This window comes from Collimonas sp. OK242, from assembly GCF_900107095.1.
Taxonomy (GTDB): Bacteria; Pseudomonadota; Gammaproteobacteria; order Burkholderiales; family Burkholderiaceae_D; genus Collimonas.
The window spans coordinates 1-16,311 of the sequence record NZ_FNOR01000014.1; the positions used below are offsets into that span (position 1 = coordinate 1).

The window sequence follows — 16,311 nt, forward strand, 5'->3', positions numbered from 1 at the left end:
TTCAGTTCTGGGCAATCTGCCGCCCTCCGTCTACGAACGGAACATGGCAGCAAAAAAACCTATCGCCGTGTCCGAATTTACTTGACCACTACAAGTTGGCCGATAGCGGTCAACCAAGTGATTTAGCGAAACCACGCAAAAAAATTGTTTTGGTTAATCTTATAGTTGATAATTGTGGCCATGAACGATACCCAAACCCGCCCCCCAACTTCCTGATCGGCTCTCAGTCGATCCTCGTAGCCCTTACTATAATGCTGCCATATTTGAACATGATGTTGGTATTAAACTTAACAATAAGGAGCACTTCGAAGTTGAGGAATATTGCATCAGCGAGGGATGGATTAAAGTCCCGGCCGGAAAGGCGTTAGATCGGAAGGGCAACCCCTTAATGACTAAAGTAAAAGGCATGGTCGAACCTTTCTATCGGTAGGTGCTGTTCTTTGATTAGCATTTCTTACCTTCTTTGATTGTCTGCAAGGGCGTGTGCGCTAACGTCTTTTCGATAGCGATTACACGTCCATTTTTGGCCGATTACCGACTATCGCGATGAGTATTTGCCTGTAACTGCTAAGACGAACCATATTTCAGATCTGCAGTTGCATCCATGCCGAAAAAAATCGCAGCCGTTCGATGAAATCGTCCTGGTCGCTATCCAACATTTGTTGCTGGAAAAGGAAATAGGCAATCTGTGGCCTCATTTCTAGGTATGTCACCAGAAATTGATCAGCATGATCTTCGAGTGATTCGGGCCACGATAGCGCCTCTACGGGACGAAGTACGTTGGTCGAGCGAATGAGTTTCCTTGATGCAGCTCTCTTGAGACGTTCGATCAAAAGGACGTTATTCTCAGCTTCTATGCGTTGTGCGTAAGCAGCTAACACATCAGGAAAGTCTCCATTCACCGCTCTTGCAATCAGTCTGGATGGCCGGAATAGAGCGAATTGATTCGCAAGATCATTGCCATAGACGCATCGGCAATGATGCTTTAACCAGAAACCCCATTTATAGAGATTTTCAGGAGCATTGACATCCGCGAGACACCCAATATCGAAGTCGACCTTTGTAACTTCGGAATGTCGACTTTCTAGTGCGAGGCGCACAGACTCAATGGCTTGGGTGTCTTGTAAAGTAGGTTCACGGATCAGAATCAAGGTGACGTCCAAGTCTGATTTTCCAGCTATAGCATCACCTCTTGCGACGCTGCCGTATAAGTACACGCTGTCAATCAATGGTCCCAAGCAATCAAGCAGCATGTCGCACAGATTATCAACCGCCGTTTGGAAGGCGGGCTGGATTGGTCTACCCGATATGACACGGATGAATCCATCAGTATCTACGCCTTTTGATTCAACCAAATCTGTCCTCCCGGTCTACGCATTGTCTGGCATCAAGCGATAATGGCTCAGACTTGCCTACTCAAAGAATCGCTCCCTCAGCTCTGCGCAACTTCCGTCTAGGCCTGGTAGCAACGAACCTGCTGTAATTCCCATCATGCTGAGCTCTCGCATGATGGCGTGGCGGCCCTGAACAGGAACATCAAATACTTCCAGGTACGTCCGCTTGTTTCTCTGATCACACAAACGAATATAGGATTCAACATCGTCAATATTGGTCAGAATCGATAGTGCCTGCTGTGGAATCATCCGTTCATTATCGACCGCCAAAAATTCGTAGAACGAAAGATGCAATTTCAACGTATCAATTTTGCTTTCCTCGGCAAAGTCCTTTAGCCACGCGAGTCGATCAAACTTAAAAATTCTTACTCGGTCATCGCCTGATGCACTTCTGGCCTCTGAATTAAGAATGGATCGATATGCGAAGAAACCCGCAACAAATGCCGAATACGACCAGTCTAACAATGGCGTGGGGTAACCGTGATGTTGTCCTAAATGAAGAAATGCGCCAAATTCCAGAGGGTCCCTTAAATTAAATAAATGGCGTGTACGAGCACTTAGATTTTGGTGCAAAGTTGGTATATCGTTTTTTGCATATCGTACTAGGTCGGCTCGGCCACTACGATGATACGTAGTACGCAAACGGCCTGGCGTTCGTTGGCCTCTAAACACAAATCTGCGCGGCTCGAGATCAATCACGTGTTTTTTGAATTCGTCCCATGTTACCGGATTCAAAGAATATTCAGAAGCGCGCGCGGCACAACTCCTCGGCAACACGGCGCGACCTTGACCGCCTATATCAGACGTCCAGTTCAACGTAAGATTTTGAGCGTCCCAGCTCGCCGTGACTTGGAGCTGGCGAGCGAATTGCCCAACCGGATACTGTCTCACGACTTCTTCCCATGTCATTGAAAGCCCCGTGATGGGATTTGCAGCTGACAGGACGACAAAGAACTGCGCGGGACTTACCTTCGACGTTGTCTCGAAAAGACCAACAAACACTGGAGCGATGCCAGGAGGAGGGAAAACTACAGCACGCCCACCAAATCCATGGGGAAGCTCGTCTACATCGACTGTGATAGGGCCCGCGATCTGTGTAGCCTCAAATTTACCTAGCCATTGTCCATGCATAACGCCTCCGGGATGTGCGTCATATATATTTATCTTTTAACAACGCTAATTCTAGTAGCTACTGGCAACGAAACGACCATCTTCCCTGTCTATTGAAGGATCGCCACCCCAGTGATTATGCGGGTCTCGAGGGTATGAAATATTACCTTTATTAGACAACGATCTCGGCACAGTATCATATCCTATGCGGTCTAGCGCCGCGATAGACCGTGAGCCTGTTAATCCGTGGCCAGCTTATTAGAGCAAGCTACTAACAAACCGCAAATATGAAGCACGCCGTGCATCGTTCCAAGACCTGACTGCGCGCGCGCAGCATGGGCGCACACAAAAAAACCGCATAAACATTGATGTTTATGCGGTTTCTCTTTACTTCCAACACCAGTTTCCTGGTGCCCACGGAGGGACTCGAACCCCCACACCTTGCGGCACATGGACCTGAACCATGCGCGTCTACCAATTCCGCCACGTGGGCCGTAATGCGAAGCCAGCTAAGGCTCACTGCAATTGCGAAGACCGAATAATACGTGCATTTGATAGCTTCGGTCAATCGGAGTTTGCAATTTTATGCAATTATTCAAATTTTATTGTTGCATCATTCAAGCGGCTTGCTGCAGTCGGCGCTCAAACACAGATCGTCGAGCACATCGATATACACTTCCACTCGCTCCGCCAGCATGCTCGCCGCCACGTACCCGTCATGCTGCGCGGATGACGTCATTGATGGCTCTTCATTTTGCCCCCCTTGGAACGTGCCACCTTTCGTTCCAGCCACTCGGGGCCGTCATTGTTCAGCCATGTAATCGATCCATCTGCCGATTCGTGCAGCAGTTTTGCCGCTGCAATCGAGAAGCGCAGCAAAACCTCGGCCTCGTACTCGCTGATCGCCGGGGCGATTTCCTCCCCGGCCTCGGCTTCTTCGTTGTAGATGCGTTGAAAATTTGCCGCATGGACGATCTCTAGGCAGGTTTGCATGCCAAGGGCAAGGTCCAGCGTGAGCGCGACGAATTCCGCCGTGGGGATCTGCCTGGCCTTGTCGCTGAGAACGCTGAATGGCTGATGGACGCTGGCGGGGAGGGCAGCTTTTGGCTGGATGTCGGCGCTCATGCCGCACCTCGCGCCGCCAGTTGGGCCTGTAGATCAATGGATTGGTCCGACAAGCGCGGAATGGCGGTGTTTGCCGTTTGGGCGCAGAGGACAAAGCATTCGATTGCCGCTACCGGCTTGAGCGCTTCCTGATTCAGGCCGGTGCTTGAATCGAGCTTATCGACGATGGATTGCAGCAGGATATCGGTATGGCGCGCGGTGAATGCAATGTGGTCTGTCAGTTCTCGAATAGCCTCTAACGCTGCAGCTTGGTCGATGATAGGGGATTGTTTAGGCGTGGTGGTGCTAGGCATTGTGATCTCCTTGTACGGTTAAACCGCTCCCCGCTGTCAAACGGGGTGGGCGGCAAAGACAGGTTGACAGACCGGCGTACAAGGCTACCGGCAGCCCGAAGGCTCCCGCCAGTGCCGCCCAAAGAAGGCGCGACAATGGTATACGCACGTAAAAAAACGGCATTGCGCCGTTTGTGCGCCTCGTACATTTCGGACTGTCAAACCCGTTCCCCCTTTTTCTTGGGGGCGCAATGATTATAGCGCATCATGCCAGCCGCCGTGAAGTCAACGCAATTAATCATGCCGGCGTTACTGCGTAACGCTTCGCGCGGAAGAGTTGCCAGCAAAAAATTCGTCTGGGGGGCATTGGACAGGAACATATAGCTCAGTGCATCCGTTCATCATGCCGGGCGTCGCAAATTCAACCTGGATCAGCGCTGCAACATCCATTCATGCGCCGGATCATTCTTGAAATGCCATTCGCGCCTGGGGCCGGCCATCACGTTCAGGTAATAGCTGTCGTAGCCATGCGGCGCCACCACCGGATGATATCCGCGCGGCACCATGACCACATCGTGATTTTCCACCGCCATCGACTCGTCCAGCGAACGATCGTCGGTGTACACGCGCTGGAAAGCAAAGCCTTGCGGCGGATTCAGGCGATGATAATAGGTCTCTTCGAGAAAACTCTCTTGCGGCAAATTATCGGTATCGTGCTTGTGCGGCGGATAACTTGAGGAGTGGCCGCCGGGCGTCACGACTTCGACCACCAGCAAATGATCGGCCGGCTCGGTTTGCGGCAGGATATCGCAGACGTAACGTGTATTGCTGCCCTGCCCGCGCACCGAGCGCTTAGCCATTCCAGGTTCTATCAGGCGCGCACTCAGATCGCCATGGCCTGGAGCGCTGCAGACGGCAATTTCGGCATCGCCGTGGGCGCTGACGGTGACGGCATGGCTATGCGGCACATACACTGCATACGGCGAACTTTGATCGAACACGCTTTGACGCTCGCCGATTTCTTTCCAAGCATGAGCGCCAGCCTGGACGCTGACCACCCCGCGCAGCACCACGATGCACACCTCGCGCTGCGCCGTATCGAAATGAATCTTCTCTGCCGCAGCCAGCCGATATGCGGTAAAGCCGACAAAGCGCCAATGCGCCGATTGCGGCGTGACGCTGACGATTTCCCGTCCTAGCGCGTGCCCCTTGACGAGCAGACTCATGCCGCCTCCGCATGGTCGATTTTGCTGCCGGCCTCGATGGCGCTCACCAGACCGGCCAAATGACGATAACCCATTGCGGCGTACTGATAGCTTGGGGCGACAGCCGGATCCTGTTCCGCCTCAACCACCAGCCAGCCGGCATAGCCATGCCGATACAAGAGCCGCAGCAGGCCGTCAAAGTCGATGGCGCCGTCGCCCGGCACGGTAAAAGCGCCATTGATCACCGCCTGCAGGAAACTCCAGTTGCCGTTGCGCGCCATCTTCACCACCGCCGGCCGCACGTCCTTGCAATGGACATGGCAAACGCGCTTGATATGCTGCTCCAGCACCTTCAAGGGATCGCCGCCGGCAAACGCGATGTGGCCGCTGTCGAACAGCAGGCCGACTTCATCGCCGCTCAATGCCATCAAGCGCTCGACATCGGCCGGCGTCTCGACATAGGCGCCCATGTGATGGTGATAAGCCAGGCGCACGCCATGCGCCAAGGTAAAACGCGCAAAGGCAGTCAGCTTGTCGGCGTATTGCCGCCATTCCAGGTCGTTCAGAAAGCGCGGGCGCTTGTACAAGGGATCGGGCCGGCCCTGGATGGCATTGGCGACTTCGCCGTACACCATGACTTTGGCGCCGTTTTCCGCCAACAGCCGCAGATGCGGGCCGACCGCGGCAATTTCGTCCTCGACCGAAGCGGTAGCCAGGCGGCCGGAATACCAGCCCGAGATGCATTCGAGTTGATATTTGCCGAGCACCGCAGCCAGCGCCGCCGGCTCCTTTGGAAATTTATTGCCCAGCTCGAAGCCGCGATAACCGATTTGCGCGCCCTCGGCCAACGCCACTTCCAGCGGCGTCTCGCCGCCCAGCGATGGCAAGTCGTCATTCATCCAGGAAATCGGGTTGATGCCGATCTTTACGTTAAATGTCATGGTTTCTCTCACAATATCCACACTTCGTTCACACTTTTTGACTGCGGCGGGCTTGTTCGTACTCGGCTCTTGCCGTCTGTACCTGCTGCCGCTGCGACACCTCCGGCACCGCTACTTCCCACCAGCAGCCGCCCTCTTCAGTGCTGCGCGCAGGATCGGTGTCGATGCATACCAGATAGGTGCGGTCGGCCGCGCGCGCCCGTTGCAACGCCGCCTCCAATTGCGCGATGGTCTTGACGTTTTCCGCCAGCGCGCCAAGCGATTTCGCATGGGCGGCAAAATCGATGGCTGGCGCGCCATGCCGGCCTTGCAGGCAATCTTCCAGCATGTTGTTGAATGGCGCGCCGCCGCACGCCTGTTGCAGGCGATTGATGCAGCCGTAGCCGCGGTTGTCCAGCACCACGATGATCAATTTCTTATCCAGCATGACCGATGTGGCGATCTCGGAATTCATCATCAGGTAGCTGCCGTCGCCCACCATCACGATCACGTCGCGGTCCGGTTGCGCCATCTTGACGCCGAGGCCGCCGGCAATTTCGTAGCCCATGCAGGAGTAGCCATATTCGACGTGATAGCCGCCGGGCGTCGAGGTGCGCCATAATTTATGCAGCTCGGCCGGCAAAGTGCCGGCGGCGCAGACTACGATGTCATGCACGGTCGAATCGATGCTGGAGCGTTGTACCGCGCCGATCACTTCACCGTCGTACGGCAACGCAGGTGCGTCGATTTCACGTTTACCGGTAATTTCGTCGACGCTGGCACGCCAAGAGTTGGCCTGCTCCAGCGCCAGTGCATGCCAGGCCGCGCTGGCGCGCCAGTCTTGCAGGCCCTGCGACAAGGCGGCCAGGCCCAAACGCGCATCGGACAACATCGGCGTGGCCTGCCATTTGAGGACATCGACCGGGTTGACATTGATACTGAGCAGTTGCGCCTGGCCAAACAAAGAGTGCGAGCCGGTCGTGAAGTCTTGCAGCCGCGTGCCTACCGCAATCACCACATCCGCCTTTTGCGCCAAGGCATTCGCTGCCGGCGAACCGGTCACGCCGAGTGCGCCCAGCTGCAAGGGATGGCGCCAGGCCAAGGCGCTTTTCCCGGCCTGTGTTTCCGCCACCGGCACCGCATGTTTTTCGGCAAAACAACGCAAGGCGTCGCTCGCCTCGCCATACAGTACGCCGCCACCGGCAATGATCAATGGCTGCCTGGAATTTTTCAGCAACGCCAGCGCCGCCTGCAGCTCATCCACGGCCGGCCCCTGTGCGCGGAATTTCACCGTTTTCGGCGCAAAAAAATCGACCGGATAATCGTAGGCCATGGTTTGCACGTCTTGCGGCAAGGCCAGCGTCACCGGGCCGCATTGGGCGGCGTCGGTCAATACCTGGATCGCCCGCGGCAACGCTGTCAGCAACTGTTCCGGATAGTAGATGCGGTCGAAATAGCGAGACAGGGGCTTGAACGCATCGTTGGCGGAAACGCCGCCATCCTGGAAATTTTCCACCTGCTGCAATACCGGATCAGGCCGCCGCGAGACGAAGATGTCGCCCGGCAGCAGCAGCACCGGCAGCCGGTTCACGTGGGCCAGCGCAGCAGCGGTCAACAGATTGGTGGCGCCAGGCCCGATCGAACTGGTGACGGCCATCATGCGGCGCCGCATGTGGCTTTTGGCATAGGCGATTGCGGCATGGGCCATAGCTTGTTCGTTGTGCGCGCGATAAGTCGGCAATTGTTCCCGGTACTGAAACAAGGCCTCGCCCAGGCCAGCCACATTACCGTGGCCGAAAATCGAGAACACCCCGCCAAACAACGGCACAGCGCCGTTGTCACCGGCGCTCGCGTCCGCCGTATCGACGCGCAAGGCAGCCAGATAGCGCACCAGCGCTTGCGCCATGGTCAGGCGTATGGTTTTGGCTGCACTCATGCTGCGCGCTCCGCTGTGTCGGGTTGATCTGCACTACGGCTGGCTTGCCAGACACCGATCAGCTGTTCGAAAGTTGTCCGCACCTGCCGGATCAGCGTAGCATCATCTATCTGCCCTTGCAGCCAGCGCTTGGATGGCTCATGGAAAATCGTCCGTCCAACCATGAACCCGCGGCAAGTCTTGCTGTGGCGCGAGGCGCGAAAGCCGGCCGCCAGTTCTGCCACCGGCGCCGCCAGGCCCAGCAGCACCACGCCGCGGCAATACGGATCGCGCTCGGCAATCAGGCGATCGATCGCGTCCCACTGCTGCGTCGACATCGATTCCAGCTTCCACCATTCGGGATAAATTCCCAGGTTGTACAAGCGCTTGATGCCGCGCAGCACGGTGTCGCCGGCCTTCGGCATATCTTTCGGCGGGATGATCTCCAGCAGCAATTCGTGACCGCTGACCTGTACCGCGTCATACAAGCCGCGAATCTGGGCTTCCTGCTGCAGCCGGTTTTCGACCGCATCGTCCGGATGAAACTGCACCAGGCACTTGACCACATGCTCCTTGGGCCAGCTCAGCAGATGCGAAGCAATCGAGCGGCCGTAGTCGAATTCCAGCGGATTCGAAAGCGGCAGCTCGACCGCATGGCCAACCCACCAGCCGCGACCGGTAGCGGCGTTCAGCGCGTCCTGGCCGTAGCGGTCGTCGGCCAAGATGCCGATCTTGCCTTGCAGGCCCAGCGCCTGCTCGGTGGCGGCGACGGCTTGCACCAGCAGTTGCTTGAGCTGCGGCAAACGCGCTTCATCGACGCCTGATTCACGCGCCAATTCAAAGAACTGGTTGCGATGATCAAAGGCAAATACGTTGACTTCATCCCAGTTTTTACGCGGCGCGCTGACTCTATGCAAACGCTGCAGATGCGCGTCCTGGTCCGGCCGCTGCATGCGCTCGGCATGCTGCAGGAAATACGCCAGTTCGACCGGCGTCGGCATCGCCGGCGCGCATGCATGGCGCGACACGACCAAGGCGCCGCAAGCATTGGCGTAGCGGCAGCAGCTTTCATCGTCTGCGCCGTTCAGCCAGCCTTTCAGGAATCCCGACAGGAAGGCATCGCCCGCACCCAGCACGTTGAGCACCTCGACTTGCACCCCCTTATAGTTGAATCCCTCATCCAGCGAATTCGGAATCGCACCATGGATGACGGTACAGCCCAGCGGGCCGCGCTTGACCACCAGCGTGGCCTGGCTGAGCGCGCGCACCGCTTGCAGGGAAGCGATGATGTCGCGGCCGCCGCCGGCAATCATGAATTCTTCTTCGGTGCCGACCACCAGGTCGAATTTCGGCAAGATCCCTTGCAGATGCGCGGTTACGCCATCGTTGGCGATAAAACGCGTCTCGCCGTCGCCTTTCTGCGTCAATCCCCACAGCACCGGCCGGTAGTCGATATCGAGCACCGTGCGGACGTTGTTGCGGCGCGCGTACTCCAACGCCAGGCTGCTGCTGCGATGCACCTGCTGCGTGGAGAAATGGGTGCCGGTAATCAGCAAGGCCTTGCTGGCGGCGATGAAAGCCTCATCGATATCTTCCTCGGCCAGCGCCATGTCGGCACAGTTGTCGCGATAGAAAATCAAGGGAAACGTGTCTTTATCCTTCAAGCCCAGCATCACCAGCGCAGTCAGTCGTTCCGGATCGATCTTGATCTGGCTGACGTCGCAACCTTCCGCCGCCAGCGCGGCCGTCAGAAACCGGCCATTAGCTTCATTGCCAACCCGCGCCAGCATCGCCGATTTCAATCCCAGGCGGGCACAGCCGAAAGCGATATTGGCGGAAGATCCGCCCAGGTATTTGGCAAAACTGCTGACATCCGACAGCGGCGCGCCGATTTGCTGCGCGTACAGATCCACCGCGAGACGGCCGATGCAAACCACGTCGAGCCTGCGGCCCGGTGCGAAGGTGTTGTTGGTGTGTTGCATGAGTGCGTCCTTAACTTGAACTTAGATGCTTAAACTTAGATATCGACTCAGGCCTAGACCTGTATGCCTTCCAGCTGATTCATCAGCGTCTGCATTTCTGCGCCGCCCGCCATCATGTCCAGCACTTCATCCTTGCTGACATTGTCCTTGGTGAAAGTGCCCATCGATTTGCCGCGATTGAGCAAGGTGAAAGAATCGCCGATCGGATAGGCGTGATGCACATTGTGGGTAATGAAAATCACTGAAATGCCGCGCTCGCGCGCCTTGTGGATCAGCTTCAGCACATTGAACGATTGCTTGACGCCCAGTGCCGCAGTCGGCTCGTCGAGAATCAGGACGCGGGCGCCGAAGTGAATCGCACGGGCAATCGCCAGGCATTGTTTTTCACCGCCGGACATGGTGCCGATCGCATGGTGCGGATCGCGCACCATGATGCCCATTTCCGCCAGCTTTTCACGCGCCGTCTCGGCCGCATAGTTGATGTCCATGACGGTGATGCCGAACACTTTCTTGGTCGGCTCGCGGCCCATGAAGAAATTGCGCGCCACCGACAGCAGCGGCACCAGCGCCAGATCCTGGTAGACGGTTGCCACGCCGACATCCAGCGCCTCCTTCGGAGAATTGAAAGAGACCGGCTTGCCGTCGACCAGGTATTGCCCTTCGGAGGGCTTGTGCACTCCGGCAAGCGTCTTGATCAGGGTCGATTTGCCGGCGCCGTTATCGCCCAGCAGGCAATGCACCTCGCCTTTTTTCAAGCGCAAGGTGACATTTTGCAAAGCAATCACCGAACCAAAATACTTGCTGACGTTTTCCAGAGCCAGAATAGTGTCACTCATGATTACCTCGCCTCCGTCACGCGGCGACGGACATAATTGTTGAACAACACAGCCACCAGCAGCATCACGCCGAGGAACACCCGGAACCAGTCTGAATTGAGATTGGTGTAAGTGATGCCGATCTGGACCACGCCAAAGATCAAGGCGCCGAAGCAGGCGCCGATCACGGAACCGTAGCCGCCGGTCAGCAAGGCGCCGCCGATCACTGCCGCGATGATGGCTTCAAATTCCTTCTGCAAGCCACGATCGGCCGCAGCCGAACCGACGTCGGCCACCTGCAATACGGCAAACAGGCAGGCGCAAAAAGCGGTAAACACAAACAGCGTAGTCTTGACCCGCTTCACCGGCACGCCGACGTTCTTGGCGGCATTGGCGTCGCCGCCGACGGCGAAGATCCAGTTGCCGAAACGGGTCCGCGCCAGGACGAAGCTTGCACCCAACGCCAGCGCCAGCCACCAGATGATGACCTTGGGAATCCCGGGCACCAGCGGCTGGCCGTTATCCGTGGTCGCGATCCAGCCGTGGCTGGCCATCCAGTGGAACAGCCCGCTGCCGAGATTGCCGGTGAACAGCCAGCTGCCGAGCCAGTCATGCGCGGCCAGGTCGCCGACGCCGCTGACAATGGTACGGTTGGCGAACATGATCGAGAGCGCCAGCGTCAAGCCGCGCAAGATGAACATGAACGCCAGCGTGACGATGAACGAAGGCAGCCTGGTCTTGACCACCAGGTAGCCGTTAAGCCAGCCCAAGGCCATGGAACCGGCAAATGCAAACAGGATAGCCAGCCAGAACGGCCAGTGGAAATAGACGGTGGGAATCGCCACCATCATGCCGGCAAAGCCGATCATCGAACCCATCGACAAATCGAACTCGCCGGCAATCATCAACACGCAGGCGCCGATCGAGATCAAGCCCAAGTAGGCCGCCACCTGCATCCAGTTGACCACGCCATCAAGATTGAACATGCCGGAATCGCCGGCGGCGAAACCGAAGATGATAAACACCAGGATGGCGCCTGCCAGCGAAGCAAACTCGGGACGCCCGAGGAAACGCTTTAAAGAACCTTCCTTGCGAACCCGCTCGTCTTTCGGCGCCATGTTCTGCTGCGCCGGGCCATTGCCTTCGGCACCTAGCTTGTCAGCGTGCACACTACTTGAATTCATGACTGTATCTCCTGCTGTATTGGCCATTAGTCGAACCTCGGACTGGCTGTTGTATGGGGTGGTGCGGGATCGTGCGGACGTAGTCGAGCCCGGGTGCATCGCTCCCCTGGATTTCAACTTGCCGGCTGCCCGCGATATCGTTGCGGGCAGCCGCGGATGTCACAAAATGCGTGTCATAAATGCTGCCACAAACCGCACGTGACCAAAGTCGCTGGATCAGCGGTATTGGCCGGCGTATTTCAACACTTTGTCGAGATTGTCTTTGGTGATGTAACCAGGGCCGGAGCTGATGTGACGCGGGCCATAGAGCGGCGCCAAGCCATATTCGGCCAGCCGCGCCTGGAATTTCGGATTGGCTTTCAGCTTGGCCTGGATGGCAGCGACATCGGTGATCTTGTCTTGCTTCATGATGGCCAGAACGGCAACCGGAATGTAGCCCTGCAGGTAGGGTTGCTGGTCAATCGCAAACTGTACCGAACCATCCTTGATACCCTTGGCGACTTCTTCAGACAGATCGAAAGTAGCGAACCACATCTTGCCCTTCAGACCCATTTTTTGCAGTGCGCGCAGGCTTGGCGAGGCCGAATCGGGACCGAGCGCCAATACCGCTTGCGTACCCGGGTTATTACGCAGATAAGCGCTTACCTTGCTCTCGATACCGGTAGGATCCTGGCCGGCGTCCAGCGTTGATTTTTTATAATCGACGCCGATGGCATCGGCGAAACCGCGGCAACGCTCAAAGGAAGACGGGTTGGTTGCGTAGTGGTTGACGCACAGGAAAGATTTGATGCCTGCAGCCTTGGCTTTTTCGCCGGCGCCGTGGCCCGCATCGTATTCCGGCTGGCCGACATGCATGACTGCGCCCAGCTCTTCACTTTGCTGCTGGGTGCCGGAATTGATGGTCACCAGTGGGATTTTCTTGGCGGTGACGTTTTCCATGGCTTTTTTCAATACGCTGAAATCGGCGATGCTGGCGATCACGCCATCGTAGTGGCGGGCTGCCGCCTGCTCGATCAGGCGCGACATGTCGGCCAGGTCGCCATTCGGCGGATTACGGTAATCGACGCTGACATTGAAATCTTCGCCGGCCTGTTTGATGGCATTCTTGATGGTGTTCCACCAGGAGTCGGAATCCGGGGCATGGCTGATCAGAACGAATTTCTCATTTGCTGCATAACTACTGTTCATGGCGCCAAAGCCCATCGCCAGCGCCGTCACCATCAGGACCTTGGCCAGGCCCTTGCATCTGAGTCGTTGCATAGTTATCTCCGTTGTTGTTTTATTCATTACTTACAGGCTGAGCGCCCGGACCCGATAGCGTCATCGGTACTAAACAATAGAACAAGCGCATCCGATGTGCAACGTTTTTTTCAAATAAATTTAATTTAGAATTTAATTTCCAATCATTGAATCGAAGAGTTGAAATGTCTTTATAATTGCCGCACAACATAAATGAGAAAGAACGCCATGGCGGATACACCGGCTGTCGACCAGTTGATGCGGCAAATCGCGGAACAATACGCAACGCTTTCGCGCCAGTTGAAGATCATTGCCACCTATGTAGAGCAGCATCGCAGCAGCCTGATGCTGGAAAGAATCAGCGACATCGCCGAGCATTGCCAGGTGCAACCGTCCGCCATCGTGCGCTTTGCCAAGCAATTCGGCTTCAGCGGCTTCAGCGAGATGCAGGCGGTTTTCCGCGATGCCTATACGGCGCAGGCGATTCCGTCGCAGAACTACCAGCAGCGCATCCGCAAGCTGATCGACGCCAAGCCGACCCCGCTTACCGGCGGCTCGATGGCACGCGAATTCATCGCCGCCAGCCGCAGCGGCCTGGACGAATTATTGAACGGCATGGATGACGAGCAGTTCGACGCAGCGGTAAAGCTGCTGCAGAAAGCCGAGAATATCTATGTCATCGGAGTGCGCCGCTCATTCCCGATCGCCACCTATATCGTGTATGCCTTACAACACACCAATAAGCGGGTGCACCTGCTGTCCGGCCTGGGCGGCATGATCCGCGAGCAGATCCGCAGCATAGGCAAGAATGACGTAGTCATCGCCATCAGCTTTACGCCCTACGGCAAGGAAACCCAGGCTTGCGTCCGGCTGGCGCATCATCATCAGGCCAAGTCGCTGGTCATCACCGATAGCCAGCTGAGCCCGCTGGCAAGGCATGCATCGGTATTGCTGACAGTGAAAGAAGGCAGCGCCTTCGCCTTCCGTTCACTGACCAATGCGATGTGCCTGTGCCAGGCCTTGTTTATCGCCTTGGCTTACAGGTTGGAACTGAACGTGGAAGAAAGCGGCGCCATTGAGGGTTATGACGAGTAAATAAGCAGAAAATCGCAGGTCATAACAGTACCGGCCGCTTTGACAGCAGCGATTCGCGCAAGGCGATACCTATGCGGGTCGCCTCGCTAGCATCATCGAGGGTCAACTCCAGCTTGCGTTGCTGGCGTATCGCATCCACGAAAGTAGTGATTTCCGTCAGGAAGGCATCCTCGAAACGCTCGAAGAAACTCGGCAGGCATTCGTTGCGGACACCGTGGGCGTCGGCAATTTCCAGACGATTCTTGCGCGGGTTGCGGCCCACCGTCAAACGTCCCGCCGTGCCGGTGATTTCAGTCATGGTGTCATGCCCGTGCGGCATGGTGCGCGAGGCGTAAAAGGTCGCTATCCGGCCGTTGTCGAATTCACAGATGGCGACGCCGTTATCGACGTCCTGAAACTGCTGTAAATCCTGATGGATGGCCCGGGTGCCGCTGGCGTAGACCCGGACCGGCTGCGGATTGCCGAGCAGCCAGCGCGCCAGATCGATGTCGTGCACGCTGCAATCAAGGAATATGCCGCCGCTGGTGGCGGCGAATTTGACGAAAAAACCGTCCGGATCGTACTGGTCGCAAGTCTGCGAATACACCATGAACGGCGCGCCGATCGCGCCTTGCCGGATTTTTTTGTAAGCATCCTGATAGCTGGCGTCGAAGCGGCGCACAAAACCGATCATTACTTTCAATTGCGGGTGCCGCGCGGCCTCGGCGCTGACCCGGCGGCAATCCTCCAGATCCAGCGACAAGGGCTTTTCACAAAACACATGCTTACCGGCTTGCAAGGCCTGGATGATTTGCTGCGGATGCAGGGAGGTCGGCGTCACCAGGAACACCGCGTCCAGCCCGTCATGCGCCAGCATGGCTGCGTAATCGGCATACAGATGCGGCACCTGAAGCGTGTCGCGCGCCCATTCGAGTTCTGCCGGCACCGGGCTGCACGCAGCGACCAGTTCGGCGCCGGCAACGCGCGACGCCAGGTTTTCGGCGTGGCGCCGCCCTAGCCTGCCGAGGCCGGCTATGCCTACTTTCAAAGTTGGAGCGCGGCTCATTTTGCCAGCTCGATAGTGCGATTCTCACGCCACGACAGCGTTGCCGCCTCGGCCAACTCCAGCGCTTTGACACCGTCTTCAATCGTGGTGCGCACGGCAACCCGGTTGACTACCGCGTCAAAGAAATGGGCGATCTCGCGGGCATAGGCTGTGCGGTAGCGCTCCAGGAAGAAATGTTCGGGATTGTCCGAGCTGACGCCATATCCGGTCGCCGCGATCACTTCGGTCGGCTTGTGGTTTCCTGCCTGCAGCATGCCTTTGCTGCCCAATACCTCGAAGCGCTGATCGTAGCCATAGGCGGCGCGGCGACTGGTATTGATCTGGCACAGGCGGCCGCGGCGGGTACGGATGGTGACTGCCGCGCAATCGATATCGCCGGCCTCGGCAATCGCCGGATCGCTCAGGCAACTGCCGGTGGCGGAGATGCTGACTGCCTCGTCTTCCAGTATCCAGCGGAAAATATCGAAATCATGGATCAGCATATCCTTGAAAATGCCGCCCGAGCTTTTGATATAGGAAACCGGCGGCGCACCGGGATCGCGGCTGGTGACGATGAGCATTTCGGGATCGCCGATTTCCCCTGCGGCCAGGCGCGTTTTGAGGGCGTCGAATGTCGGGTCGAAGCGGCGTTGGAAGCCGATCATGCAAGTCACCCCGGCTTTCGCAACGGCGCTGGCGCATGCCTTGGCGCGCTCCAGCGCGAGGTCGACCGGTTTCTCGCAAAAGATCGCCTTGCCGGCTGCCGCTGCCCGCATGATCAGGTCGGCGTGAGTATCGGTGCTGGCGGCAATCAGGACTGCGCCTACGCTCGGATCGGCCAGAATGCGATCGATATCCGCTACCTGCGCGCCGTGCTGCGTCGCCAGCTCTTGCGCGGCTTGTGCATTGATATCGCTGACGTATTTCAGATTGGCGCCTGGCTGCAGCACCAGATTGCCCGCATGGATCTTGCCGATACGGCCGGCGCCGAATATTGCCACGTCAATCATGTCTGGTCTCCGTTTATGGAT

Annotated in this window: 15 protein-coding genes, 1 tRNA gene and 1 pseudogene; 2 read left to right on the forward strand and 15 right to left on the reverse strand. The window is 57.2% G+C overall.

The features are described from left to right. Positions 1–180: 180 nt before the first annotated feature. Positions 181–430 (forward strand): annotated as a pseudogene (locus tag BLV81_RS16055) (DUF3297 family protein). Between the two features lie 154 nt (positions 431–584). Here BLV81_RS16055 and BLV81_RS16060 read toward each other — a convergent pair. From BLV81_RS16060 to BLV81_RS16115, 13 genes are all read right to left on the reverse strand, one after another. Beyond that, a complete protein-coding gene (locus BLV81_RS16060; RefSeq protein WP_092358067.1) occupies positions 585–1,355 on the reverse strand; it encodes a nucleotidyltransferase domain-containing protein in 771 nt (256 codons plus the stop codon). A 57-nt stretch (positions 1,356–1,412) separates the two neighbouring features. Then, complete coding sequence (locus BLV81_RS16065; protein ID WP_092358069.1) at positions 1,413–2,525, reverse strand: FRG domain-containing protein; 1,113 nt, start codon at positions 2,523–2,525, stop codon at positions 1,413–1,415. Between the two features lie 387 nt (positions 2,526–2,912). After that, a tRNA-Leu gene (locus BLV81_RS16070) sits at positions 2,913–2,997 on the reverse strand. A gap of 120 nt (positions 2,998–3,117) precedes the next feature. After that, positions 3,118–3,243: a hypothetical protein gene (locus tag BLV81_RS24240; protein WP_255365271.1), complete on the reverse strand. Its 126-nt coding sequence runs from the start codon at positions 3,241–3,243 to the stop codon at positions 3,118–3,120. After that, complete coding sequence (locus BLV81_RS16075; protein ID WP_092358071.1) at positions 3,240–3,629, reverse strand: hypothetical protein; 390 nt, start codon at positions 3,627–3,629, stop codon at positions 3,240–3,242. The genes BLV81_RS24240 and BLV81_RS16075 overlap by 4 nt, the downstream gene beginning before the upstream one ends. Continuing rightward, the gene (locus BLV81_RS16080) at positions 3,626–3,922 is read right to left on the reverse strand and encodes a hypothetical protein (RefSeq protein ID WP_092358073.1); all 297 of its coding nucleotides are present in this window, start codon (positions 3,920–3,922) and stop codon (positions 3,626–3,628) included. The genes BLV81_RS16075 and BLV81_RS16080 overlap by 4 nt, the downstream gene beginning before the upstream one ends. Before the next feature lie 410 nt (positions 3,923–4,332). Then, the gene (gene iolB, locus BLV81_RS16085) at positions 4,333–5,127 is read right to left on the reverse strand and encodes a 5-deoxy-glucuronate isomerase (protein ID WP_092358075.1); all 795 of its coding nucleotides are present in this window, start codon (positions 5,125–5,127) and stop codon (positions 4,333–4,335) included. Further along, a complete protein-coding gene (gene iolE, locus BLV81_RS16090; protein WP_092358077.1) occupies positions 5,124–6,047 on the reverse strand; it encodes a myo-inosose-2 dehydratase in 924 nt (307 codons plus the stop codon). The genes iolB and iolE overlap by 4 nt, the downstream gene beginning before the upstream one ends. 28 nt (positions 6,048–6,075) lie before the next feature. Further along, complete coding sequence (gene iolD, locus BLV81_RS16095; RefSeq protein ID WP_092358079.1) at positions 6,076–7,962, reverse strand: 3D-(3,5/4)-trihydroxycyclohexane-1,2-dione acylhydrolase (decyclizing); 1,887 nt, start codon at positions 7,960–7,962, stop codon at positions 6,076–6,078. Further along, on the reverse strand, positions 7,959–9,923 hold the full coding sequence (gene iolC, locus BLV81_RS16100) for a bifunctional 5-dehydro-2-deoxygluconokinase/5-dehydro-2-deoxyphosphogluconate aldolase (RefSeq protein WP_092358081.1): 1,965 nt from the start codon (positions 9,921–9,923) through the stop codon (positions 7,959–7,961). Before iolC ends, iolD begins: the two co-directional genes overlap by 4 nt. Positions 9,924–9,976: 53 nt before the next feature. Next, on the reverse strand, positions 9,977–10,759 hold the full coding sequence (locus BLV81_RS16105; protein WP_092358083.1) for an ATP-binding cassette domain-containing protein: 783 nt from the start codon (positions 10,757–10,759) through the stop codon (positions 9,977–9,979). Between the two features lie 2 nt (positions 10,760–10,761). After that, positions 10,762–11,856, reverse strand: coding sequence for an ABC transporter permease (locus tag BLV81_RS16110; RefSeq protein WP_092358337.1), 1,095 nt, complete (start codon positions 11,854–11,856; stop codon positions 10,762–10,764). Positions 11,857–12,138: 282 nt separating this feature from the next. Next, positions 12,139–13,182 carry a sugar ABC transporter substrate-binding protein gene (locus BLV81_RS16115; protein ID WP_176992861.1) on the reverse strand — a complete coding sequence of 348 codons (1,044 nt, stop codon included), beginning with the start codon at positions 13,180–13,182 and terminating at the stop codon, positions 12,139–12,141. A gap of 192 nt (positions 13,183–13,374) precedes the next feature. Between BLV81_RS16115 and BLV81_RS16120 the strand changes: the two genes are divergently transcribed. Continuing rightward, positions 13,375–14,256 carry a MurR/RpiR family transcriptional regulator gene (locus BLV81_RS16120; protein WP_092358085.1) on the forward strand — a complete coding sequence of 294 codons (882 nt, stop codon included), beginning with the start codon at positions 13,375–13,377 and terminating at the stop codon, positions 14,254–14,256. A 19-nt stretch (positions 14,257–14,275) separates the two neighbouring features. On the opposite strand, the gene BLV81_RS16125 is transcribed toward BLV81_RS16120, so the two are convergent. Both BLV81_RS16125 and iolG read right to left on the reverse strand, forming a co-directional pair. Next, a complete protein-coding gene (locus BLV81_RS16125; RefSeq protein WP_092358087.1) occupies positions 14,276–15,301 on the reverse strand; it encodes a Gfo/Idh/MocA family oxidoreductase in 1,026 nt (341 codons plus the stop codon). Then, the gene (iolG, locus tag BLV81_RS16130) at positions 15,298–16,290 is read right to left on the reverse strand and encodes an inositol 2-dehydrogenase (protein ID WP_092358089.1); all 993 of its coding nucleotides are present in this window, start codon (positions 16,288–16,290) and stop codon (positions 15,298–15,300) included. The genes BLV81_RS16125 and iolG overlap by 4 nt, the downstream gene beginning before the upstream one ends. Positions 16,291–16,311 lie beyond the last annotated feature (21 nt).